The organism is Halocynthiibacter sp. (assembly GCF_049608145.1).
Lineage (GTDB): Bacteria > Pseudomonadota > Alphaproteobacteria > Rhodobacterales > Rhodobacteraceae > Halocynthiibacter.
On the sequence record NZ_JBMYXF010000030.1, the window covers coordinates 15,964 to 37,515 of the forward strand.

Sequence of the window (21,552 nt, forward strand, 5' to 3'; positions counted from 1 at the left end):
AGAATTGAAGGTTTTTTGTGGAGAGATATGTTGGCAAGTATTTTCAAAATTGTTGTGGCTTTGGTGTGCTTGCCCACTCTCGTTATTGCACAGTCACAAGCTGATCAGGCTGTCCGTATTAATGCGCTTTCACGAATAGATAGGGTTGACGGCACAGGTCTGTCTCCTGTGAGCAACGGAGCAGAAAGCACAAATACAGATCGGAACGGTGAAATTACGATCTCCGACTGCGAGCTCACGATAAGGAGTGTATCTTTCGTGCCCAGTCAAGGCATCTGGGAAGGGCTTCTCACTACGATCAATCTATCCGGGCTCGAAATAGAACAAAAAACCACGTTGAATGGTACCCATCCATATATTTACTGGCCTGTCTCGGACGAACTCGTTGCAACTGCGGCTTTCGGAATAGTTCAGTTCTTCGTTGAAGAGCCGGGAAAACTATTTCACTTCTCAAGCGCCAATGAAATTACCCCGTCGGCCTTGAGCATTGCTGAATCAGATAATCAATTTTTGGTGCATAGCGCGACGTTTCATAATGAGCGCAATCCCACCGAAGAAGACATCAGTAGTCTTGTAAGTGAAATTTTGACCTATCAGGATGACTACTGCCAACCAGAAAAATGACCTCAAGACACCGTGGGCCAATATCATAAAAACGCATCAGCGTGCAAAAGCGCAGAATAGAGAAATTTGTTTTTGATCTTCTATTCGCGACGTTTGATTTTATGAGGTATGGCTGGCATTCGTGTATGGCAAAAACTTGATGCTATTATACAGGTTCTTTATGTTAGTCGATTAGTAACCATGCCATGCACCAGACGCACAGCGGGATTGCAGAATACGGTGGTACACAAATGAACAGCTGTCCCCCATATAGGTTTCAACACAGAGACGAACATCAAACCGAACGCTGAACTGGATATTTGACATGGCATACGCAATCGCTTCCGCCCGCCCGACCACTTCTTTCGCCATCCGCGCCCTGCGTGCAACTGGTACATTCCTGATGGCCATCACCGAAGGTGCGTCCCGTATGCGTACTGTACGTCAGCTGGAAAACAAATCAGACCAAGAACTGGCAGACATTGGCATTAAGCGCGAAGACATTGCACGCGCTGTATTCGTAGGCCGCTACTACATCTGATCTACGTGATCGGACGGAAATTACCCACGACGGATGGCCTCGCTGAAAAGCGGGGCTTTTTCATGTGCGGATACTTGATTGGGATATCGGGTTTACCCTGTTGAAGAAGAGGCGGGGCAGCTTTGCCCCACATCGTTTTACACCGGATTGATCATCCAGAGGCCATGGCTTTGATATCGGCTGCACTGGGTGTATTGCCCCCGATGCCCCAATGGCCGCTTTGCACTTCTTTCACGCGCACCCAGGTCACACCACGCATGGCTTCGCCTTCGATGGCTACCATTGCATTGGTGACTTTTTCGATCATTTCCTGTTTTTGCGCAGTGTCAAAAACACCTTCAATCAGTTCGATATCTACAAGTGGCATTTTGAATACTCCCTTTGGTTTCAGATGTATAAATGATGAAGTATCTGTGGGCGGGTCTCTACTGCGGGAACTGTAGGAAACCCGCTACAGAAACTGAAGTAGACGTGGGCCGCAGTCCTGTGAGACACTGAAACAGGAGGGAAAGCCATGTCTCAGTCTGCATATCCACGGTTTTGTCCGATTGCCATGGCGGCGGATCTGATTGAACCACGCTGGACGTTGCTGGTTCTGTGCGAGATGTTTTCAGGCTCTACCCGGTTTAGTGAAATTCAACGTGGTGTGCCGGCGATGTCTCCGGGACTTTTGTCTAAGCGCCTGAAAGACATGCAGGGGAATGGGCTGGTTGAACGTCGCGAAAATGTTGCCGGAGGGCATGCGCAATATCACCTGACAGAGCTTGCCGTGTCCCTTGGGCCGGTGATCTATAAACTGGGGGAGTGGGCACATCAGAATATCGACAGCGAGGTGTCCCTGAAATATCTCGATGCGCGGATGTTGATGTGGAATATTCGCCATAAAATCAACCGCGATACCCTGCCTGTGCCGCGGTGTGTGATCCAGTTTACTTTGAAGAACCCTCCGGATGAGGTGGCGAATTACTGGCTGGTGATCAAGCCCGGACTGGATCCGGACATTTGCTATGTTGACCCGGGCCACAGTGTTGATCTGTTTGTTGTCAGCGAGTTGCGTGCTCTGACTTCGGCCTGGATGGGGCACAGTCGTTTTGAAGATGAAATCGCCGCAGAGCGCATCACGTTGATAGGTCACATCGATCTTGCACGAAGCCTGACCAAATGGATGGTGCGAAGCTGTTATGCCGATGCCAGCGCCCCTGGTGTATCGGCATAAGCCCACATACGCCCTTTTTATTCTGATTTTGTATTTTGAGGTGACTTTGTCACTGAAGGGTACATGCGCCTGCGGTCATCTGAGCCTTGGAAACCGGATGATACGAGTCATCCGGATCAGGACTTATGAAGGAGGTCAGGCAATGACCCTGAACTGGAAAACCGGAGGATTTGCCCTTGGGCTGGTGTTCTTCCTTGCGGTGCTTTTGGTGAAACCCATTGGTGTTTCAACGCAATTTGTGATCCTCGACGGGATCCTTTGGGATGCGGTGGATGGCTCCGTTGTGACCCAAGCGGATGACGGAAGTTATACATCGACGAACGCTTATCTTGCAAAATCTGGCGGCAAATACGCGAAAAATGTCGCCAACCCGTTGAACTACAGCTTTGTTTTTGTGGTGGCGATGGTCGTGGGGGGGGCGGTTTCGGCCTTTGTGCGCGGTGGTATCGGCACACAGGAACGCGAGATGCCTGCAATCTGGCGGGCAAACTTTGGTGACAACTGTATGAAGCGCTATGGTGCCGCTTTCCTTGCTGGTTTTGTGGTGTTGTATGGCGCACGTTTGGCTGGTGGATGTACCTCGGGCCATATGATGAGCGGCATGATGCAGACATCCCTGTCCGGCTATATCTTCGCGCTGGGCGCATTTGCTGCGGCGATCCCAACCGCCATGATTCTTTTCAGAAAGGACGCATAAGATGACCTCCGTTATTCTTGCTCTTGTTATTGGTGGCGCTTTTGGTGCGGTTCTTGACCGCGCTGGTGCCGCAAACCCAACCCTAATTGGCAAAATGTTGAACCTGTCCAATCTTCATCTCATGAAGGCAATCCTGCTTGCGATTGGCACAGGCTCTGTTCTGATGTTTGGCGGTCAGATGTTGGGCTTGGTTGATGTTGGCCATATGTCTGTCAAAGCGGCATATGTTGGCGTTTTTGTTGGTGGTCTGCTGCTGGGATTTGGCTGGGCGCTGTCCGGTTTCTGCCCGGGTACATCACTGGTCGGGGCCGCTGCCGGGCGTAAAGATGCACTGGTGTTCATCGCAGGCGGTCTTCTGGGGGCTGCGGCATATATGGCGACCTATCCGGGGATCAAGGGTTCTGGTCTGCTTGGTAACATCGGGGGGGGCAAAGTCACCTTGGGTACGGTGCCGGATGCCAAATACGAAGGTTTGACAATGCTGCCCGGGGATTTGCTTGGGATTGCGCTGGGACTGGCTTTCATTGTGGTGGCCTTTATTCTGCCCAATCAGATCACTGGAAAACAACCTGCCGCTGCTAATGTATAACCAGCTGGAGGCATGAGAGACCCCGCGTGGCCCCGGCTGCGCGGGTTTTCTTTTGTGCGAAACGCTTTCATACTGTCCGGGTAACAGGAGCGTATGATGACCCGGACCAAAACAGATCAGATCCCCGAAGACGCCCTGAGATTCTATGAAGCGGGGGCAGGGGCAGCACTTGCCACGGTTGTGGAAACCTGGGGTTCAGCCCCGCGCCCAGTTGGCAGTCAGCTGGCAATTTCCGGGAATGGCGACATGACCGGATCTGTTTCCGGGGGCTGTGTTGAAGGGGCTGTGATCCTTGAGGCGCAGGACGCTATAAAAGATGGCAAACACCGGGTTCTGACGTTTGGTGTGTCTGACGAAAATGCATTTGAGGTGGGACTTGCCTGTGGCGGGCAGATCCGGGTTCTGGTTGAACCGGTTTTGTCAGATGGCGAAGGTCTGAACATTACAAAGTTAAATGCACTGGTGCAGGGCAGGGCTGAACGCAAATTGATCGGTTCTGAAGTGAACCTGATGAACGGTCATCACCAGGTGACATTCGTCGCGCCGGTTATGACCGCCCCTCGTTGGCAAGAACGTCAGTCAGGCACAAGTGGCAACCATTTTCTTGCCTTACACCTGCCGCCGTTGCGTATGATCGTAACCGGGGCTGTGCATATTGCGCAGCATCTGGTTCCGATGGCCGAAGCCACGGGATTTGACGTGACCTTAATTGATCCGCGCCCGGTTTTTGGGTCAGACGTGCGGTTCCCGGGTCGAAGCATAATGGAAGACTGGCCTGATGCGGCAATGAAAACCCTGAAACCTGATGTTCGCACGGCGCTTGTGACCCTGACACATGATGCCAAACTGGACGATCCCGCGATTGAAATCGCCCTGCGATCAGATGCATTCTATATCGGTTGCCTTGGTTCATCTCGCACCCATGCCAAACGTGTGGAACGACTGAAAGTTGCGGGCTTTGCAGACGGGGATATCCAACGGATTTCTGGTCCGGTCGGCTTGAATATCGGGGCGAAAAGCCCGGCAGAGATCGCCGTGTCTGTGATGGCTGAAGTTGTTCAGGTTTTGCGCAAGGCCTGAACATAGGGCATCCCAAATGAAACGGGCGGAAACGCAATCTGCACACCGCCCGTTTGTGTTCTGTCTGATGCGGCTTTTAAAGTGCGCGCCAGCCAATATCTGTGCGGTTAAATCCCTCAGACCAATTCACCTGATCGACCATCGCATATGCGCGTGTGCGGGCCTCGCTCAGATCTTTTCCGCGTGCTGTCACGTTCAATACCCGTCCACCTGTCGCAACAAGTTGCGCATCTTTCATAGTGGTGCCCGCATGAAATACCATATTCATGCTGTCTTCTGGCAGGGCATCCAGGCCATTGATAGCAGTGCCCTTTTCATACGAACCAGGATAACCTTTTGCGGCCATCACAACCGTAATCGCGACGTCATCAGCCCAGTTTACCTGCGCTTTATCCAAGCGGCCCTCTGCCGATGCCAGAAGCAGATCCAGCGCTTGTGCCCCAAGGCGCATCATCAGGCACTGACATTCTGGATCACCAAAGCGGGCATTATATTCCACAAGGCGGGCTTGGCCGTCTTTGATCATGAACCCCGCATAAAGCACACCCTGATAGGGCATTCCGCGCTTTGCCATCTCTTTCAGGGTCGGTTCTACAATCTCACGCATGGCGCGCGCAGCAATCTCATCCGTCAGAACCGGGGCGGGGGAATAGGCGCCCATGCCGCCGGTGTTGGGGCCTTCATCACCGTCATAGGCGCGTTTGTGGTCTTGGGCCGTGCCAACAGGTAGGGCATTTTCGCCGTCACAAAGGATGAAATATGACGCCTCTTCACCGTCCATGAATTCCTCAATCACGACTTCTGCGCCTGCATCACCAAACGCGCCGTCAAACATGTCGTCAATCGCCGCAAGGGCCTCGGCCTCACTCATAGCGACAACCACGCCTTTGCCGGCGGCCAAACCATCGGCTTTGACCACAATCGGCGCACCTTGGTCACGGATGTAGGTTTTCGCAGATGCAGCATCTGTAAAACGTGCCCAAGCCGCCGTTGGTGCGCCAGCTGCATCGCAAATTTCCTTGGTGAAGGCTTTGGACGCCTCAAGCTGTGCCGCCTGCTGGGACGGGCCAAAACACAGAACACCCGCCGCGCGCAACCGATCGGCCACGCCATTGGCAAGCGGCGCTTCAGGACCGATGACCACAAAATCAACCGCGTTTTCTTCACAGAAGCCAACCACAGCCCCGCCATCATTGATATCCAGCACCGCGCATTCCGCAATCGCAGCCATACCGGCATTGCCAGGCGCACAGATCAACCGGTCACATTTCGGGTTCTGTTTCACCGCCCATGCCAGCGCATGTTCACGCCCGCCGCTGCCGAGGATCAGGATATTCATAAGGCACCACCTGTGGTCTTGGGTTTCGTTGATTTGCGTTCTATGGTGGGTTTGAGCACAAAACAAGTATGGCGCGAAATGTCCGACCTTTTTGAAGACCCCACCCCTGCGAAACCGACAGAAAAATCTGCTGAGGGCAATGCGCCTGAATTCTCGGTTTCTGAGATCGCGGGTGCTGTAAAAAAGACCATTGAGGGCGCTTTTGGTCGTGTACGTGTGCGGGGCGAAGTGGGGCGCGTGACGCTTGCGCGCTCAGGCCATATGTATTTCGACATCAAAGATGATCGGTCCCTGATCAATGCGGTCAGTTGGAAAGGTCAGGTGTCCAAGCTTGCGGTGATTCCCGAAGAAGGCATGGAAATTATCGCCACCGGCAAGCTGACGACCTTTGGGTCGCAGTCAAAATACCAGCTGACCGTGGACGCGGTTGAGATCGCGGGCGAGGGCGCCTTAATGGCCCTGCTGGAAAAACGCAAAAAGGCGCTGGCGGCGGAAGGCCTGTTTGCACCGGAACGCAAGAAAAAGATCCCGTTTTTGCCGGAAATCATCGGTGTTGTTACATCACCCACAGGCGCTGTGATTCGTGACATTCTGCACCGTCTGGCAGATCGTTTTCCGCGCAAGGTTCTGGTTTGGCCCGTGGCTGTGCAAGGCGATGCCTCTGCCGGGCAAGTTGCGCGTGCGATCGAAGGGTTCAACGCCATGACGCCCGGCGGTGCAATGCCGCGCCCGGATCTGATTATCGTGGCCCGTGGCGGTGGATCGATTGAAGACCTTTGGGGTTTTAACGAGGAAATCGTCGCCCGTGCCACGGCCGCATCGGACATTCCGTTGATTTCTGCTGTCGGCCATGAAACCGACACCACCCTGATTGATTTTGTGTCTGATTTGCGCGCGCCAACGCCCACAGCCGCAGCCGAACATGCGGTGCCTGTGCGCGCTGAATTATTGGCCTGGGTGCAAGACCAGGACGCGCGTTTGACGCGGGCTTTGACGCAGGGATTGTCGCGCCGTGGGGAGCGTTTGAAAGACCTCTCTCGCGCCTTGCCCGATGCCGAAAACCTGTTGAACACCGCACGCCAGCGCCTGGATTACACTGCAGGTCGCCTTGATCCAGCGTTGCGTCAGGCTGTTTCACAGAAACGTCTGGCCCTGCAAACCCTGTCGGCACCTTTGCAAGGAAGTGCGTTGCGTGGCCGTATTTCATCAGAAAAACAACGCCTTGCCGCTTTGTCTGAACGCCTTTTGGCAGCGCCTGACCGGGGACTTACGCGTAAACGTCAGGATTATGACAGTCTGTCACGTCGTTTGCGTCCGACACAAATACAGAACAGCCAGGCCAACGGGCAACGTGCGGCAACGGCTCTGTTTCAGCGCTTGTCAGTTGCGGCACGGGGGCAGGAACAACGCCGGATGCAAAAGCTGGAGGCGCTTGATCGTCTGCGTCAGACCCTGGGATATAAGGCGACTTTGGCGCGGGGATATGCGGTTGTGCGTGGCGATGGTGATTTGGTCACGACCCAGGCTGCGGCAACAGCTGCCCAGGCGCTTGAGATCGAATTTGCAGACGGAACCCTGGCAGTTGGGGGCGAATTCGCCTCTGGCCCTCAGCCGGTGAAATCGTCGGGCCCGCGCAAGCCAAAGATTATTCGTGGTGGCGGAGATGATGACGATCAGGGCAGCCTGTTCTGATCAGGCCCCTACGTCCGGTCCGAGGCAATGCAGTGGATCAGTGCTTTGTTTTAATTCAGTTAATACACGATCTGATGTCAGTGGCAGCGCATCCGGAACAACCAGCAAAACACCCCGTTCTTCATAGGCTGACCAGCATTGCGGATCATTGCGATGTTCGTAAATAAAACAAATCTGATCCCCCTGGGGATACCATTCGCCGTCGACGCAATTCCCATCTAGCCGTGACCAACGGACCCGGCGGTTTTCAAAATATTCTTCGGCCCCGTACGGTTGTCCACGCTGGCTGAAAGTGATGGTTTTCCCGACAGTCAGCCGATCAAAGGCCTCAGGTCCGAGAGGGCCGTTTGGTTTGGGGCTTTCGGCTGAAAGGGGCAGGGTCAGGGCACAAAGGACCCCGGTACGAAACAAGTTTTTGAATACAGATCTTAACATAGTCTGAAACTAACCTTGGATAAGATGTCTGGCCAGTGTGAAATTCGGCTAAAGCTGCGCCTCTGACCCCCAAATTGTCGTTTTTTTGAATGGAAAATTTCAGATGACGCGGTAAGTTCCGCGCAAAGTACATAGCCAGACGTCGGATTCCCGGCGGAGCGAACGGAGGATTGGTCGTGGATAACAGAGCAGGGGTCTGGAAATCAGGCAAGGGCAAAGGCCGTCACACACCCAAAGGCCGTCAGCTGGACGATCAGGCACAGAGTGAAGTTCTGGAACTGATTGGCGCTGCTCCGCATCGCCGTGATTTGCTGATCGAATATCTTCACCTGATTCAAGATAAGTTCGGTCATATCTCTGCCGCGCATATTCGCGCTTTGGCGGATGAATTGCGCACGGGCCAGGCGGAAGTCTATGAGGTCGCCAGTTTCTACGCCCATTTTGATGTGGTGCGTGAAGGCGAAGCCGTGCCACCGGCGCTGACCATTCGCGTTTGTGACAGCTTGTCTTGCGAAATGGCTGGGTCTGAAGCGCTGCAAAAAGCGTTGGAAGATGGTCTTGACGCATCTGAGGTGCGCGTCGTGCGTGCCCCTTGCATGGGCCGGTGTGATACAGCACCTGTGTTGGAAATCGGTCACAACCACATCGACCACGCCACACCTGAACTGGTGAACAAAGCGATTGCGGCGGGAGACACCCACGCACATATCCCAGATTACGAAACCCTATCTGCCTATGAGGCCGACGGTGGGTATGCTGAACTGAAAACTCTGCGTGCAAATGGCGACTGGGAAGCGGTTCAAGGTAACCTGAAAGAAGCCGGCTTGCGTGGCCTTGGCGGCGCGGGTTTCCCATCTGGCATGAAATGGGGCTTTGTGCGTGCCAACGAAGGCACACGTTACCTTGCCGTGAATGGCGATGAAGGCGAGCCGGGCACATTCAAAGACCGTTACTATCTGGAACGCACCCCGCATCTGATGCTGGAAGGCATGTTGATCGCGGCCTGGGCTGTGGAAGCTGAACGTTGCTTTATTTATATGCGCGACGAGTACCCTGCGGTTTTGGAAATTCTGCGTCGTGAAGTCAAGGCGCTTGAAGATGCAGGCATGGTTGAAGCCGGATATATCGAACTGCGCCGTGGTGCGGGGGCTTATATCTGCGGCGAAGAAAGCGCGATGATCGAATCCATCGAAGGCAAACGGGGTGAGCCGCGTCACCGTCCGCCTTTTGTGGCCCAGGTCGGGATCTTTAACAAACCAACACTTGTGCATAACGTTGAAACCCTGCTGTGGGTGGCGCGTATTTGCCGTGAAGGCGCGCAAGTTCTGAACTCTGTTGAGAAAAACGGTCGTAAAGGTCTGCGCAGCTATTCCGTTTCTGGTCGTGTGGCGAATCCCGGCGTGCATCTTTTGCCTGCCGGATCCACTATCACGGATATCATTGAGGCCTGCGGTGGTATGCTGGATGGTCATGTGTTTAAAGCCTATCAGCCAGGCGGCCCGTCCTCTGGTCTGCTGCCCGCACACATCAACGATGTGCCGCTTGATTTTGACACGCTGCAACCGCTGGGCACCTTTATTGGCTCCGCCGCTGTGGTGGTTCTTTCTGATCAGGACAGCGCAAAAGAAGCGGCCCTGAACATGCTACGGTTCTTTGAAGATGAAAGCTGTGGCCAGTGTACCCCGTGCCGTGTAGGTTGCGAAAAAGCTGTGAAGCTGATGCAGGCGGATAAGTGGGATCAGGGTCTGCTGGAAGAACTGGCAACTGCGATGGGCGATGCGTCTATCTGTGGTCTGGGTCAGGCCGCGCCAAACCCGATCCGTTTGACCATCAAGCATTTCGCAGACGAAATCTGACGCTGACAAACGGGCGTCACCAAAAGGGGACGTGATGTTTTTCACAGATGTTATAATGCTGATAATGACCGCTGCCTTTATGGCGGCGGTCTATTTTTTTGTCTTTTGCTATAGAAGGGCAAGCTGGCCAAAGAGTGTTGTAAAAACGCTATCCGTCCTGCTGCTGGCCATTGCGGGGTGGCTAGGAGGCGCAGCATGGCTGTTGATTGCTGCGCTTTGTCTATCTGCCCTTGGCGACTATCTGTTGTCACGTGATCAGGATCGATTGTTTCTGGCTGGCGTCGGTGCGTTTGCCGCCGCACATATAGCCTATGTTTTCCTGTTTTTCACGACATCGGGGGCGGGGGGGTATCAACTGTCAGCAATGGACTGGAAGATCATCGCGGGACTTATGGGTTTTGGTCTGATCATGATGACACTTCTTTACAAACATGCGGGGGATCTGCGTATTGCTGTCTGTTTGTACGTGCCGATTATTCTTGCGATGGGGGTGTCTGCCCTGATGATCCCGGGGGGCTATCTGGGGGTCGTTATCGCGGCGTTTCTGTTTATGGTTTCCGACAGTGTGCTGGCAGCAGAGATGTTTCTGTTGCGTGAAAATCACCCGCTGCGTCGCATCACGCCTTTTGTGGTTTGGTCGACCTATTGGCTGGCGCAGGTTGGATTTTTGCTGGGGTACCCGGTCGGATTATAAGGGCTGTGCCATTACAACATTACGGCCCGCAAACAGATCGAAAACCATGGGGATTGCTTTGAATTCTTTTGCTTTTCCAGACTTGCGCCATTGGACGGGTTTTGTCAGCCAGTTGATCCATGACATTCGGGCGCAATATTCGGCGGCCCGATCCCAAGTGTTATGTGGATTCATCGCGCGATAGGTTTCCAGGGCTGCGCCAAGTTCCGGCGTATACCCCTGTGCGTCACTTAGGGCAGAATGGGCAAATATGATCAGGTCTTGCATATGGCCTTTGACAGTGTTGCGGGCTGCAGAGAAGCGTTCAAAATCCAAAAGGGTAATGTCGGGTGCGTTCCAACAGAAATCTCGAATGGCAGGGCGACCATGGCTGAAACCTTTTTGATGCAGGTTTGCCAGCGTCTGACCCGCAGCTGAGAACGCCTGTAGACGCGTGCTGGCTTCCGCGCTGTGGTGCAGAAGATGTCGCAGAGTGTCCCCGCTGTGGGGAAGAACAAAATAATTGCTGCCTTCATCGAGGATCGTCGGGACTGAAATTCCCAGTGTATCGAGCTGATGCAGGGCCTGGCGTTCGGCTTCAAAGGCGCTGGTTGCGTTTCCTTTTTGCAGGCGCATGCGCAACGACAGGCTTTCTGCACGCTTTACCCAGTAAAACTGCCCCTGATAAGTTAGGCGCGAAATCCGGGCATCATTCGTTTGCAGATGAGATTGTACTGCATCGGTAAAGCCTGGCGGTGTGGGGGGGGCAGTTTGTGTCATAGGACGCATATAAAAGCTTCACGCAGGTGTTTCAAACAGGGATTTGGGAAATTCGCCGATGGGCCTTCCATCTGGGGCTTATGTGGCTTAACTGAATGAGTGAAATTCCCGGGAGGCAGGCAATGTCATTCTTTAAAAAACTGAAAAACCGGCTGACACGCAGTTCTGATAAGCTGGGCGATGGACTGGATGCGATTGTTGAAGAGGCCGCCGAGGCCCCGACAACGCATGAACTGCCCCAGGAAGATGTAATCCCGACGGAACAATCCCCGGCGGTGAACACTGCGGACACAGGCCCCGGGTTGATGTCCCGCGTGCTGGGGCGTGGCGCGCCCGGCGTGGCGCGACGGGAGTTGGATGATGATATGTTGGAGCAGCTCGAAGAGCTGCTGATTTCTGCGGATATGGGGGTTGATACAGCCCTGCGTGTGACTGCGAATATGGCTGAAGGGCGTTTTGGCAAAAAACTGTCGACCCAAGAAATCAAAGATCTTTTGGCGCAGGAAGTTGCCCGTGTGATGGAACCCGTGGCCCGGCCGATGCCGCTGTATACGAAGAAGCCGCAGGTTGTGCTGGTGGTTGGCGTGAATGGTGCGGGGAAAACCACAACCATCGGTAAGCTTGCCAGCCAATTCCGCGCGGCGGGAAAGAAAGTGGTGATTGCCGCCGGAGACACATTCCGTGCCGCAGCAGTTGAACAACTTCAGGTCTGGGGCGAACGCGCGGATGTGCCGGTTTTGACCGCACCGGAAGGGTCCGATCCGGCAAGCCTTGCTTTTGATGCAATGGTGCAGGCCGAAGCAGATGGCGCAGATCTGTTGCTGATTGATACTGCCGGGCGTTTGCAGAACCGCCAGGACCTGATGGAAGAGCTGTCAAAAATCGTGCGTGTTATCCGCAAGAAAGACGAAACTGCGCCTCATAACACTTTGTTGGTGCTGGATGCGACCACCGGGCAAAATGCGCTGAACCAGGTTGAAACCTTTCAGAAGCTTGCTGATGTGACCGGACTGGTCATGACAAAACTGGATGGCACAGCGCGCGGTGGTGTTTTGGTGGCCTTGGCTGATAAATTCGGCCTGCCGATCCATGCGATTGGTGTTGGTGAACAGATTGACGATTTAGATGCGTTTGACCCGGAAGACTTTGCCAAAGCGCTGATGGGCGCAGGAGATATAGAATGATGACTTTCAAAACACCACTTTTTGCCCTGGCCTTGGCTGGGTTGACGACACCTGCTTTGGCAGAAACGGACTGTGCCTCTGAATGGGTGCTGATCAGCAATATGACAAATGCCCAAGGTGATGAGGCAACGCTGAACGGTGGTCAATGTCAGGTTATGAATGTCACCTGGGCTGATGGCACCACAGCTGACAGCCTGCAGTGGAACATTCCCGAGCTTGCACAATCTGCCTTGCAAAGCACCATGCCCCATGCGGCTGAACTGGTTATCAGCGGTCTGCGCGAAGACAATGTCACCGAAGAAATGGGGGCACTGGCCGGACAGGCGGCCGATATGGTGATTTCATATGCTTGGGATGCCACAAGTCGGGATCTGAATATCGCGGATCTTTCTGTCAGCTTTGAAGACGGGCAGGGGATTTCTGTCGCCGGTAAGGTCAACGGGCTTGATTTGAGTTCCCCACAAATGATGCAGATTTCTGCCATGTCTGCGGCGCTGACAAATCTGGATCTGCAGATCAAGGGGACAGATATGCTGACCCTGCTGGCGGGGATTGAAGACATTGCAGAAGGAAATTCCGCATCCGCCCCGTCTGCTGAGGAAATTCAGGAAGCAAATGAACTGGTCGATCAACTGCCACAGGCCAGCTTTGATGCTGCATCCCGCCAAGCGTTGAAAGATCTGGTTGCAGCGCTGCCAAATCCACAGGACGGCGCGCGTCTGACATTGAAATCTGATGCAGGTCTTTCAGCTGTACGCCTTATGCCGGTTATGATGGCGGGGGATGCCAGCCCGGCCCAGATCATGGATGTGCTTTTTGAGGGTGCAACTGTGAATGTAACCTATCCTTGGACTGCTGAATAACCTGTCATGAGCGCCTGGCTGATTTCCTTAGAAGGCACTGAGGCCGGGCACCAGCTTGCGCTTATGCTTGCCTTGTTGGCGGCTTTTCTGCATGCGGTGTTTGGGGCGATGCAAAAGGGGCGTTTTGATCCCTGGGTTATGCGTGGCGCCATTGATTTCAGTTATTTCGCTATTGCCACGCCTTTCGCACTTTTTGTCGTCCCTTGGCCTGAACCCCATATGTGGCCGATCTTCGCTGGCGTATTTGTTATTCATTTTGTTTACAAATACTTGCAGGCATCTGCTTATCAGCGGGGGGCTTATACGGTGGTCTACCCAGTGGTGCGCGGCATGGGGCCGTTGTTTACGGTTATCGGGGCTGGATACATCTTTGGCGAAACCTATACAGCCATGCAATGGGGCGGGGTGCTGTTGCTTGTGGGTGGGATCTTTGGTCTGGCGCTGTATAATTACCTGACGACGTTGACAGACCGACGGGCCCTGCTTGATGCACTGGGGCTAGCTGTGCTGACAGGGGCCATGGTTGCGGCCTATACGACCTATGATGCTTGGGGGATCCGGGCGACGGCCGATCCTTTTACTTTTCTCGCCTGGTTTTTCATGTTGGATGGCCTGGCAATGCCCTACTTTGGGTGGAAACGTTGGAAAACCATCACGCCACGCCCCCCTGTTGTGGCGTTGTTTAAACGGGGCGTTGCTGGGGCGTTTATTGCTTACGCGTCCTTTGGATCGGTGATGCTTGCCACGCGCCTGGACAAAGTCGGAGAGGCGGCGGTCTTACGCGAAACCAGTGTGGTTTTCGCAGCAGTGATTGGCGTTTTATTTTTAAAGGAAACCGTCGGGCCGCGCCGTCTGTTTCTGATGGCGCTGATTGCGCTTGGTGCGGTGTTTGTGGAAACAGGAGGCTGATATGAGCCAGGAAAAAGAACTGAACCCCTGGGTGAAATCTGCGCTGGAATTTGGGCCAGTGTTGTTGTTCTTCGTCGCTTACGGGCGGTTGAAGGAACAGCAGTTTACCTTTGGCGGAGAGATCTACGAAGGCTTTGTGGTCGCGACTGCGTTGTTTATTCCTCTGTTGGTCGCTTCAACGCTGATCCTTTGGAAACTGACGGGGCACCTGTCCAAGATGCAGCTGATGACGCTGGTTCTGGTGATTGGGTTTGGCGGATTGACGGTCTGGCTGAATGACGGCAGTTTCTTCAAGATGAAGCCCACAATCCTGTACCTGTTCTTTGCGGGTGCGCTTGGGTTTGGCCTGTTGCGCGGCAAAAGCTATATGCAGGTCATGATGGACAGTGCTTTGCCTTTGACAAATGAGGGGTGGATCGCACTGACGAAACGCCTGACAGTGTTGTTCCTCGCTTTGGCGGTGGCCAATGAATTGGTCTGGCGTTTGCTGGAAGAAGACACCTGGGTTAAATTCAAGACATTTGGGATGCCCGTGATTATGTTTGGCTTTTTCATGCTTCAGAGCGGATTGATCGCCAAATACTCCACTGAGGAAGAAGACGAAAGTTGAACCATATATGAAACCCCTCGTGGGCCCCATATATCTGCTTCCACAAAACCATCAGACAGATTAGTCACCGTTACGATATCTATTGCAGGACCTATCATGGCACAGAAATCTACCATCTATAAAGTTGAACTTTCTGTGTCAGACATGGATCGCCACTATTATGAAACCCACAAGCTGACCGTTGCGAGGCACCCGTCAGAGACCGATGAACGTCTTATGGTGCGGCTGGTTGCTTTTGCTCTGAACGCGCATGAACAGCTAGAGTTGACCAAAGGGCTTTCTACGGACGATGAACCTGATATCTGGCAGAAAAGCCTGAGTGATGAACTTGAGCTATGGATCGCCCTTGGCCTTCCTAGTGAAAAGGTTGTTCGTCAATCCTGTGGCAAAGCTGATCAGGTGATTATCTATACTTACGGTGGTAAAACAGCCGAGGTTTGGTGGGACAAAGTTAAAAACAGCACCACCCGATTTGACAATCTTCAGGTGGTGAACTTGCCTGAAACCGAAACGCGCGCGTTAGAGAACCTGACAAGTCGTACGATGAAGCTTCAGGTCAATATTCAGGATGGCGAAGTGATGATCAGTGCTGATGATAACGTTGTTTATCTGACACCCGTCAAATGGAAATAAGCTGGTTCTGAACCAACCGGTTTTCCTAAAGGGAAACATCATGCAACCAACCGGATCCTCAGGTTTGCAGGCAGATAGGGCACTTGCGCCACATGTTCGCGCATATCTGTGCAGCCTTTCCTGTCATGAAACCCCTGTCACATATCAGGCGCTGACCAAAGCTCTGCAGCTTTCACCACCAAACACGATCCGACAATTGACCATGGCACTGGAATGCCTGATTGAAGAGGACGCTGCGACAGGTCATCCATTGATTGCAGCACTTGTGATCAGCAAAACACGTGGTGGTTTGCCAGCCCCAGGTTTCTTTGACAGCGCAGAACGCGCGGGGCGTCATCATGAAGATCCCCGGGAATTTCATGCAAGAGAGTTTGAGAATGCTGTCAAATTCTGGTGCCGCACTAGCACGCCTGAAGAAAATGATTGATCGATCACATTTTAACAAGCGTAAGCGTTGAATATACAGGCCCGATGTCGTTGCAACAAAATGCAGTTGGCGAGAAATGGAATGCTGTCGCCCTCTGAACCAGAAAACGACAGCATTATATCACAGGTGAATTACCCCGCGAACCCGGGGCAATTCACCCTTTGCGTTTAAACAAAAGCTCTTGGGCTTTTTTGTCTTCCTGAAGGTTGGATCTGTTTTCCGCGGCAACGGCCTTGCCCGCAATCACTGCAGGGCGTGCACCCACAGTATCCAACCAGCGTTTCAGATGTGGCTTGTCCGAGAGATCCTGTTGCTGACCTTCCCATAGAATTGCCCAGGGCCAAATCGCGATGTCCGCAATTGAAAAGAAATCGCCTGCTACAAATTCCCGGTCAGCCAGACGACGGTCAAGCACCCCATATAGGCGCGCAGTTTCATTGCGATACCTGTCCTTTGCATAGGGCAGATCCTGAGGGGGATCCATGGCGGGGGCGTATTTCAGGAAGTGATGTGCCTGACCCGCCATGGGGCCAAGGCCACCCATCTGCCACATCAGCCATTGTTCAACTTCAATGCGATCCCGTTCCGTTTCACCATAAAGCTGCCCGGTTTTTCGTGCGAGATACTGCAGGATTGCCCCGCTTTCAAAGATCGATACGGCGGCACCATCCGGTCCATCTGGATCAACAATCGCGGGCATGCGGTTGTTTGGGGCAATTTTCAGGAAGTCAGGTTCAAACTGTTCACCCGCGCCAATGTTCACCAGGTGAAGATTGTACGGGAGGTTCAGTTCTTCCAATGCAATTGAAATCTTCCATCCATTGGGTGTGGGCCAGTAATGTAAATCGATAGGCTGGGTCATCCGGAATTCCTTACAGGGGTGTTTTCCAGATGATTACAGCTTTTGAATGAAGGGCAAAGCGCGAAATCGATGTGGCAAAGCAAAAAGTCGTGACCAACGCGCAGATGTTTTATCTGGCAGATGCGTGGCCAGCAAAGCTGCGGGCAGGCGTTCAGGGTTGCGCAAAAGACGCCGATAAAAGGGAAACATGCCCGGACGAATGTAGGGCGACCAATGGCAAATGCGGCGGGTGGGGGGCGCGATCCTGAACCCAATCCCCGCCAATGCGTTCAGGGTTTCTTTTTGATCCATTTGGATATCGACCCAGTTGTCAAAATCCTTGCCAAGCCCCCGACCAATTGCAGCGGTTTTGCCTGAGAACGGGGAAATCGCGATTTCTAGAAGAAAGTCAAAGACATCGTTTTCGCGGCTGGTGATATTGAAGATTTCGACCTTTCGCCCGGCTTCTGTGGCCAGGGCATCTCTGGCATTATTCCGCAGTTCCGCACCAGACATGATAACCGCGCGTTGTACAGATCGGGCCTTCAAATAAAGCAGAGCAGACAAAAACACCCGTGCCCCCATGCTGTGGCAGATCACCTGAATTGGACGTTCAGGGGCATGTCGTTTTAGATCTTCGATAAAACATGCCAAAGCTTTGCCTGAGTGAGGGGCTTCGTTGAATGCCTGATACAGCTTATCCCCGGCAGGCCAGCCAAAACCAATGACCAGACCGTCGCAGTTCTCTGTAAAGCCAAGATGGCGTGGCCAGCTGCGAATGCCTTTGCGGTGACGTTTGGGGTTAAATGCAAAAATGAACTGATGTGGGCAGAGTTTTGGACAATGCGGCGCATATTTCATCCCATGGATCATGATCACTATCGGCCCTGTGGTTGCGTCAACACGGGTGTGTAGTCCGGGTTCGGCCTGATAACTGGCGGGTCGCCCTGGAAAACTTTTTTGTGCATTGACTGCGACCATAACCATCAGATTTCTCGCGTTTTGAACATGAAGCGTCGGGGAAGTTTTCCTCTCTGCCGTTAAAATTTGGTTGCAACACCGTTGCTTATGTTTACCTGTCCCAAAGAAATGGGTCTGTGCGTCGGGACACATTCGGCCCAATAGGGCGGGACAGATGTGATGCGGTCTGCCTGGCGCATTGAACCCTTGCCCGACTCGTTTTTTTTGGCTATGGATGCCCTTGTGGTGATTTGATCAACCGGATTGCAGGCCACGTAAAATATACTGCTAAAGAGGTCTGGGTTTACTTACACCCCGTGCCTTTCCGGTGCGGGTTTTTTTTGGTTCGGACACAGGCCGGCCGTGAAATGGAAGATGGAAATGACACAGCGCGAAACGAAATATCAACCCCGGACAGAGATGGTACATGGCGGCACCAAACGCAGCCAGTTTGGCGAGCTTTCTGAAGCGATGTATCTGACCCAGGGCTTTGCATATGACAGTGCGGAACAGGCCGAAGCGCGCTTTATTGAATGTCCGGATGATGAATTTATCTATGCCCGTTATGGCAACCCGACAGTACGGATGTTTGAAGAACGTATTGCGGCGCTGGAAGGGGCCGAGGCGGCGTTTGCAACAGCTTCTGGTATGGCGGCGGTGAATGCTGCGCTGACGGCCCCTCTGAAAGCGGGTGATCATGTGGTTGCAGCGAAGGCGTTGTTTGGGTCGTGTTTGTATATTCTGGAAGATATCCTGCCACGTTTTGGGGTTGAAGTGACCTTTGTGGACGGCACGGATCTGACAGCCTGGAAAGCAGCACTGCGCGATGATACTAAGCTTGTGTTCTTTGAAAGCGTTGCGAACCCGACCCTTGAAATCATTGATGTAAAGGCTGTCTGTGATCTGGCCCATGCGGTGGGTGCAATCGTGGTGGTGGATAATGTGTTTGCAACGCCAGTGCTGTCACGGATGCTGGAACGCGGTGCCGATGTGGTGGTTTATTCCGCGACGAAACATATCGACGGGCAGGGGCGCTGCCTGGGCGGTGTGATCTTGGGATCGCGCGATTTTGTGCGGGGCACCTGCGAAACCTATCTGAAACACACCGGCGGTTCCATGAGCCCCTTTAACGCATGGGTAATGCTGAAAGGTCTTGAAACCATTGATTTGCGCGTGCGGGCGCAGGCGGCTTCTGCATTGAAAATCGCAGAAGCGCTGCAGGGGCATGATAAACTGGTACGTGTGATTTACCCTGGCCTGAAAGATCATGCGCAACATGATCTGTGCATGGAACAGATGCAGGAAGGTGGCACTGTGATTGCTCTGGATCTGAAAGGCGGCCAGGCTGAGGCATTCCGTTTGCTAAACGCTTTGGATATTGTCACAATTTCTAATAACTTGGGCGATGCGAAAAGCCTTGCGACACATCCCGCAACCACGACGCATCAGCGTTTGAGCCAGGAGCAATGTGCAGAACTGGGCATTACCGATGGCCTTGTGCGGTTCTCGGTTGGATTGGAAGACACAGGGGACCTGATCAATGATTTGACGCAGGCGCTGGACACGGTTTAAGCAGATTGTGTCGCCCCTATTATTAAGTATGGGGCGACACTTTCCGGCGCGGTCGGAAACATAATGTTTTTTTTGAGGTTGAATATGAATAGTTTTTCTTCTTCGCGACGCCCGGCAATATTCTATGCAATTGTGATGTGGGTGGTTTCCGTTGTCATCGCAGGGTTCCTAATCCAGCTGGGAGCTTCAGTTATTGCGGATGTTCCTCTGTCAACCGCGCCGATCTATCAGGAAGATTTTATTGATGAGGCGGCCTCTGATGAACTCAGATCCCAATTGGAAATCAATGCAAGTCAGCAAGCAGATGTTGCCCGCGAAATCACAGAACTGACAGCAGTTCAAAGTGCGGCCGAACAGAAGTATAACAGTGCTCGGGCCGGGTTTGATAACTGGATCAGGGCGCGCAGTGCCACGGAATCACAAGATCAGAATCCCGAAGTGATCGCGCGAACCCAAAGTCTTGATGCATTGAATGAGCTTCAGACAGATGCACGCCAGGCCGTCCATACCGCACAAGCTGAATTGCGGAATCTGTCTCATGAAGAAAGCAACCTGAAGTCACAGCGACGCACATTGCGTGAAGCGGCCCGCGCCCCCTATCAAAAAGCCCTGCAGATCAATACGCTTAAGATATTTCTGATCCGCCTGTTGATTTTATTGCCTCTTTTGTTGATTTCGGCTTGGTTGATCGCCCGGAAACGTCAAAGTGCGTACTGGCCTTTGTTTCGTGGTTTTATATTCTTTGCCGTGTTCGCTTTCTTTGTGGAACTGGTACCTTATTTGCCGTCTTACGGGGGGTACTTTCGCTCGATCGTTGGTTTGATTGTGGCAGGGTTCGCAGGCAAATACGTGATTGTGGCGATGCGACGCTATCTAGAAAAGAAACAAACCGAGGAAAGTAAGACTGAAACGGAACGGCGGCAGGCAATATCATATGAAGTTGCACTGAAAAAACTGTCTTCTCAGACTTGCCCCAGCTGTGATCGCAGCTTTGCAAATAAGAAAGAAGAAGGCGCTGATTTCTGCGTGCATTGCGGGTTTTGTTTGTACAATAAATGCAGCAGCTGCGACACGCGGGACAATTCGTTTCACAAGTATTGTGGGGCCTGCGGTGAAGCAAAGTCAGTGGTCAAGATATCTGACGATTGATAAACGCCATGTGCCAATCTCTGCAAAATGCCGCAAAACCCGATTGCGCCGCCGGAATTCGCGCGGTATCTGGCGCGAAAGCTGTTATAGTGTCAGCAGAAATTGCCCCGGGGGTTCGCAATGGATACGTTTAACCCAGACAACAAAGCTGTGTCTCGCCAACAGGCTGAAGATGCGCTGAAGCTGCTACAGAGCTGGGCTTCTGAGGCCAGTGTGACAGAAGTTGCAGAACTTCATCCTTCTGTTGCACGTCTTTTGCCGGGGCAGGAGGTTGCGAATTACCCCGCTTTGGCAAGGGCTTATCCCGAAGAATTCACCGTGGATGAAACCTATAAAGCATCCCTGCCTGATCTGCAAAATGGCCCGGAAAGTCTGATCAAAGGTGCGAAACGCAATATCCAGCACGTGGGTATATCAAATTTTCGCTTGCCGATCCGGTTTCATCGCCGGGATGGATCTGACATCACGCTTGAGGCATCGATCACCGGCACGGTCAGCCTAGAAGCTGGGCGCAAGGGCATCAATATGTCGCGCATCATGCGCACGTTCTACACCCATTCAAAAAAGACGTTTTCCTTTGATGTGATCCAGGATGCGCTGGCTGATTATAAAACCGATCACGACACATTTGACGCCCGCATTCAGATGCGCTTTTCCTTCCCGATGGAAGTGATGAGTCTGCGTTCTGGTCTGGCCGGCTATCAATATTACGATGTGGCACTGGAACTGACCGAAACCGCAGGTGAAAAGAAACGCATCATCCATCTCGATTATGTTTATTCCTCCACCTGTCCCTGTTCACTGGAGCTGTCTGAACACGCGCGCCAATCGCGCGGGCAGCTGGCAACACCGCACTCGCAGCGCTCAGTTGCGCGTGTGTCAGCCGTGATGGGCCCGTCTGAG

Annotated in this window: 24 protein-coding genes and 1 riboswitch; of the genes, 18 read left to right on the top strand and 6 right to left on the bottom strand. The window is 53.1% G+C overall.

The window, feature by feature from the left end:
• Positions 1-30 precede the first annotated feature (30 nt).
• Positions 31-624 carry a hypothetical protein gene (locus tag ACPGUT_RS10250; RefSeq protein WP_423991015.1) on the top strand — a complete coding sequence of 198 codons (594 nt, stop codon included), beginning with the start codon at positions 31-33 and terminating at the stop codon, positions 622-624.
• Positions 625-928: 304 nt separating this feature from the next.
• Entirely contained in the window at positions 929-1,144 is a 216-nt protein-coding gene (locus tag ACPGUT_RS10255) for a DUF1127 domain-containing protein (protein WP_423991017.1), read from the top strand.
• Between the two features lie 151 nt (positions 1,145-1,295).
• Here ACPGUT_RS10255 and ACPGUT_RS10260 read toward each other — a convergent pair whose 3' ends face one another.
• Positions 1,296-1,511 (bottom strand): tautomerase family protein, encoded by a 216-nt coding sequence (locus tag ACPGUT_RS10260; protein ID WP_423991019.1) that lies wholly within the window; start codon positions 1,509-1,511, stop codon positions 1,296-1,298.
• Positions 1,512-1,658: 147 nt separating this feature from the next.
• Between ACPGUT_RS10260 and ACPGUT_RS10265 the strand changes: the two genes are divergently transcribed.
• From ACPGUT_RS10265 to ACPGUT_RS10280, 4 genes are all read left to right on the top strand, one after another.
• Positions 1,659-2,360: a winged helix-turn-helix transcriptional regulator gene (locus ACPGUT_RS10265; protein ID WP_423991021.1), complete on the top strand. Its 702-nt coding sequence runs from the start codon at positions 1,659-1,661 to the stop codon at positions 2,358-2,360.
• A 142-nt stretch (positions 2,361-2,502) separates the two neighbouring features.
• Positions 2,503-3,057, top strand: a complete 555-nt coding sequence (locus ACPGUT_RS10270; RefSeq protein ID WP_423991023.1) for a YeeE/YedE thiosulfate transporter family protein — start codon at positions 2,503-2,505, stop codon at positions 3,055-3,057.
• A gap of 1 nt (position 3,058) precedes the next feature.
• The gene (locus tag ACPGUT_RS10275; protein WP_423991025.1) at positions 3,059-3,646 is read left to right on the top strand and encodes a YeeE/YedE thiosulfate transporter family protein; all 588 of its coding nucleotides are present in this window, start codon (positions 3,059-3,061) and stop codon (positions 3,644-3,646) included.
• 96 nt (positions 3,647-3,742) lie between these two features.
• On the top strand, positions 3,743-4,726 hold the full coding sequence (locus ACPGUT_RS10280; RefSeq protein ID WP_423991027.1) for an XdhC family protein: 984 nt from the start codon (positions 3,743-3,745) through the stop codon (positions 4,724-4,726).
• A 76-nt stretch (positions 4,727-4,802) separates the two neighbouring features.
• Here the strand turns inward: ACPGUT_RS10280 and purD are convergent, their stop codons facing one another.
• On the bottom strand, positions 4,803-6,065 hold the full coding sequence (gene purD, locus ACPGUT_RS10285; protein WP_423991029.1) for a phosphoribosylamine--glycine ligase: 1,263 nt from the start codon (positions 6,063-6,065) through the stop codon (positions 4,803-4,805).
• A gap of 78 nt (positions 6,066-6,143) precedes the next feature.
• Here purD and xseA point away from each other — a divergent pair, with 78 nt between their 5' ends.
• Positions 6,144-7,757, top strand: a complete 1,614-nt coding sequence (gene xseA, locus ACPGUT_RS10290) for an exodeoxyribonuclease VII large subunit (protein ID WP_423991031.1) — start codon at positions 6,144-6,146, stop codon at positions 7,755-7,757.
• Here xseA and ACPGUT_RS10295 read toward each other — a convergent pair whose 3' ends face one another.
• Complete coding sequence (locus tag ACPGUT_RS10295) at positions 7,758-8,192, bottom strand: hypothetical protein (RefSeq protein WP_423991033.1); 435 nt, start codon at positions 8,190-8,192, stop codon at positions 7,758-7,760. It lies immediately after the preceding gene.
• 176 nt (positions 8,193-8,368) lie between these two features.
• On the opposite strand from ACPGUT_RS10295, the gene ACPGUT_RS10300 reads away from it, so the two are divergent.
• Positions 8,369-10,048 carry an NAD(P)H-dependent oxidoreductase subunit E gene (locus ACPGUT_RS10300; protein ID WP_423991035.1) on the top strand — a complete coding sequence of 560 codons (1,680 nt, stop codon included), beginning with the start codon at positions 8,369-8,371 and terminating at the stop codon, positions 10,046-10,048.
• Between the two features lie 34 nt (positions 10,049-10,082).
• Positions 10,083-10,742: a lysoplasmalogenase gene (locus ACPGUT_RS10305; protein WP_423991037.1), complete on the top strand. Its 660-nt coding sequence runs from the start codon at positions 10,083-10,085 to the stop codon at positions 10,740-10,742.
• Here the strand turns inward: ACPGUT_RS10305 and ACPGUT_RS10310 are convergent.
• A complete protein-coding gene (locus ACPGUT_RS10310) occupies positions 10,737-11,501 on the bottom strand; it encodes a hypothetical protein (RefSeq protein ID WP_423991039.1) in 765 nt (254 codons plus the stop codon). The genes ACPGUT_RS10305 and ACPGUT_RS10310 overlap by 6 nt on opposite strands.
• A 122-nt stretch (positions 11,502-11,623) precedes the next feature.
• Here ACPGUT_RS10310 and ftsY point away from each other — a divergent pair, with 122 nt between their 5' ends.
• From ftsY to ACPGUT_RS10340, 6 genes are all read left to right on the top strand, one after another.
• Positions 11,624-12,685 (top strand): signal recognition particle-docking protein FtsY, encoded by a 1,062-nt coding sequence (gene ftsY / locus ACPGUT_RS10315; RefSeq protein WP_423991041.1) that lies wholly within the window; start codon positions 11,624-11,626, stop codon positions 12,683-12,685.
• Positions 12,682-13,548, top strand: a complete 867-nt coding sequence (locus tag ACPGUT_RS10320) for a hypothetical protein (RefSeq protein WP_423991043.1) — start codon at positions 12,682-12,684, stop codon at positions 13,546-13,548. Before ftsY ends, ACPGUT_RS10320 begins: the two co-directional genes overlap by 4 nt.
• A gap of 6 nt (positions 13,549-13,554) precedes the next feature.
• Positions 13,555-14,457: an EamA family transporter gene (locus ACPGUT_RS10325; RefSeq protein WP_423991045.1), complete on the top strand. Its 903-nt coding sequence runs from the start codon at positions 13,555-13,557 to the stop codon at positions 14,455-14,457.
• A gap of 1 nt (position 14,458) precedes the next feature.
• Positions 14,459-15,067: an inner membrane-spanning protein YciB gene (locus tag ACPGUT_RS10330; protein ID WP_423991047.1), complete on the top strand. Its 609-nt coding sequence runs from the start codon at positions 14,459-14,461 to the stop codon at positions 15,065-15,067.
• Between the two features lie 96 nt (positions 15,068-15,163).
• Positions 15,164-15,700, top strand: coding sequence for a YaeQ family protein (locus tag ACPGUT_RS10335; RefSeq protein ID WP_423991049.1), 537 nt, complete (start codon positions 15,164-15,166; stop codon positions 15,698-15,700).
• A 40-nt stretch (positions 15,701-15,740) separates the two neighbouring features.
• Entirely contained in the window at positions 15,741-16,127 is a 387-nt protein-coding gene (locus tag ACPGUT_RS10340; protein ID WP_423991051.1) for a hypothetical protein, read from the top strand.
• A 154-nt stretch (positions 16,128-16,281) separates the two neighbouring features.
• Here the strand turns inward: ACPGUT_RS10340 and ACPGUT_RS10345 are convergent, their stop codons facing one another.
• Together ACPGUT_RS10345 and ACPGUT_RS10350 are read right to left on the bottom strand one after the other, a co-directional pair.
• On the bottom strand, positions 16,282-16,989 hold the full coding sequence (locus ACPGUT_RS10345) for a glutathione S-transferase family protein (protein WP_423991053.1): 708 nt from the start codon (positions 16,987-16,989) through the stop codon (positions 16,282-16,284).
• A gap of 33 nt (positions 16,990-17,022) precedes the next feature.
• Positions 17,023-17,955 carry an alpha/beta hydrolase gene (locus ACPGUT_RS10350; RefSeq protein WP_423991055.1) on the bottom strand — a complete coding sequence of 311 codons (933 nt, stop codon included), beginning with the start codon at positions 17,953-17,955 and terminating at the stop codon, positions 17,023-17,025.
• Between the two features lie 206 nt (positions 17,956-18,161).
• Positions 18,162-18,241, top strand: a riboswitch (SAM riboswitch).
• Positions 18,242-18,309: 68 nt separating this feature from the next.
• Here ACPGUT_RS10350 and metZ point away from each other — a divergent pair.
• The 3 genes from metZ to ACPGUT_RS10365 form a co-directional block, all read left to right on the top strand.
• Entirely contained in the window at positions 18,310-19,500 is a 1,191-nt protein-coding gene (gene metZ, locus ACPGUT_RS10355; RefSeq protein WP_423991057.1) for an O-succinylhomoserine sulfhydrylase, read from the top strand.
• A gap of 84 nt (positions 19,501-19,584) precedes the next feature.
• A complete protein-coding gene (locus ACPGUT_RS10360) occupies positions 19,585-20,649 on the top strand; it encodes a hypothetical protein (protein WP_423991059.1) in 1,065 nt (354 codons plus the stop codon).
• A 120-nt stretch (positions 20,650-20,769) separates the two neighbouring features.
• A partial coding sequence (locus tag ACPGUT_RS10365; protein WP_423991061.1) for a GTP cyclohydrolase I FolE2 occupies positions 20,770-21,552 on the top strand: 783 nt, incomplete at its 3' end.

Excerpts from the sequence above, each read along its gene's own strand:
- ACPGUT_RS10350 (WP_423991055.1), bottom strand. The coding sequence starts at position 17,955 with ATGGTTATGGTCGCAGTCAATGCACAAAAAAGTTTTCCAGGGCGACCC.
- ACPGUT_RS10310 (WP_423991039.1), bottom strand. The coding sequence starts at position 11,501 with ATGACACAAACTGCCCCCCCCACACCGCCAGGCTTTACCGATGCAGTA.
- ACPGUT_RS10295 (WP_423991033.1), bottom strand. The coding sequence starts at position 8,192 with ATGTTAAGATCTGTATTCAAAAACTTGTTTCGTACCGGGGTCCTTTGT.
- ACPGUT_RS10280 (WP_423991027.1), top strand. The coding sequence starts at position 3,743 with ATGACCCGGACCAAAACAGATCAGATCCCCGAAGACGCCCTGAGATTC.
- ACPGUT_RS10270 (WP_423991023.1), top strand. The coding sequence starts at position 2,503 with ATGACCCTGAACTGGAAAACCGGAGGATTTGCCCTTGGGCTGGTGTTC.
- ACPGUT_RS10330 (WP_423991047.1), top strand. The coding sequence starts at position 14,459 with ATGAGCCAGGAAAAAGAACTGAACCCCTGGGTGAAATCTGCGCTGGAA.
- metZ (WP_423991057.1), top strand. The coding sequence starts at position 18,310 with ATGACACAGCGCGAAACGAAATATCAACCCCGGACAGAGATGGTACAT.
- ACPGUT_RS10275 (WP_423991025.1), top strand. The coding sequence starts at position 3,059 with ATGACCTCCGTTATTCTTGCTCTTGTTATTGGTGGCGCTTTTGGTGCG.
- ACPGUT_RS10320 (WP_423991043.1), top strand. The coding sequence starts at position 12,682 with ATGATGACTTTCAAAACACCACTTTTTGCCCTGGCCTTGGCTGGGTTG.
- ACPGUT_RS10345 (WP_423991053.1), bottom strand. The coding sequence starts at position 16,989 with ATGACCCAGCCTATCGATTTACATTACTGGCCCACACCCAATGGATGG.
- ACPGUT_RS10265 (WP_423991021.1), top strand. The coding sequence starts at position 1,659 with ATGTCTCAGTCTGCATATCCACGGTTTTGTCCGATTGCCATGGCGGCG.
- xseA (WP_423991031.1), top strand. The coding sequence starts at position 6,144 with ATGTCCGACCTTTTTGAAGACCCCACCCCTGCGAAACCGACAGAAAAA.
- ACPGUT_RS10340 (WP_423991051.1), top strand. The coding sequence starts at position 15,741 with ATGCAACCAACCGGATCCTCAGGTTTGCAGGCAGATAGGGCACTTGCG.
- ACPGUT_RS10360 (WP_423991059.1), top strand. The coding sequence starts at position 19,585 with ATGAATAGTTTTTCTTCTTCGCGACGCCCGGCAATATTCTATGCAATT.
- ACPGUT_RS10255 (WP_423991017.1), top strand. The coding sequence starts at position 929 with ATGGCATACGCAATCGCTTCCGCCCGCCCGACCACTTCTTTCGCCATC.
- ACPGUT_RS10335 (WP_423991049.1), top strand. The coding sequence starts at position 15,164 with ATGGCACAGAAATCTACCATCTATAAAGTTGAACTTTCTGTGTCAGAC.
- purD (WP_423991029.1), bottom strand. The coding sequence starts at position 6,065 with ATGAATATCCTGATCCTCGGCAGCGGCGGGCGTGAACATGCGCTGGCA.
- ACPGUT_RS10325 (WP_423991045.1), top strand. The coding sequence starts at position 13,555 with ATGAGCGCCTGGCTGATTTCCTTAGAAGGCACTGAGGCCGGGCACCAG.
- ftsY (WP_423991041.1), top strand. The coding sequence starts at position 11,624 with ATGTCATTCTTTAAAAAACTGAAAAACCGGCTGACACGCAGTTCTGAT.
- ACPGUT_RS10305 (WP_423991037.1), top strand. The coding sequence starts at position 10,083 with ATGTTTTTCACAGATGTTATAATGCTGATAATGACCGCTGCCTTTATG.
- ACPGUT_RS10260 (WP_423991019.1), bottom strand. The coding sequence starts at position 1,511 with ATGCCACTTGTAGATATCGAACTGATTGAAGGTGTTTTTGACACTGCG.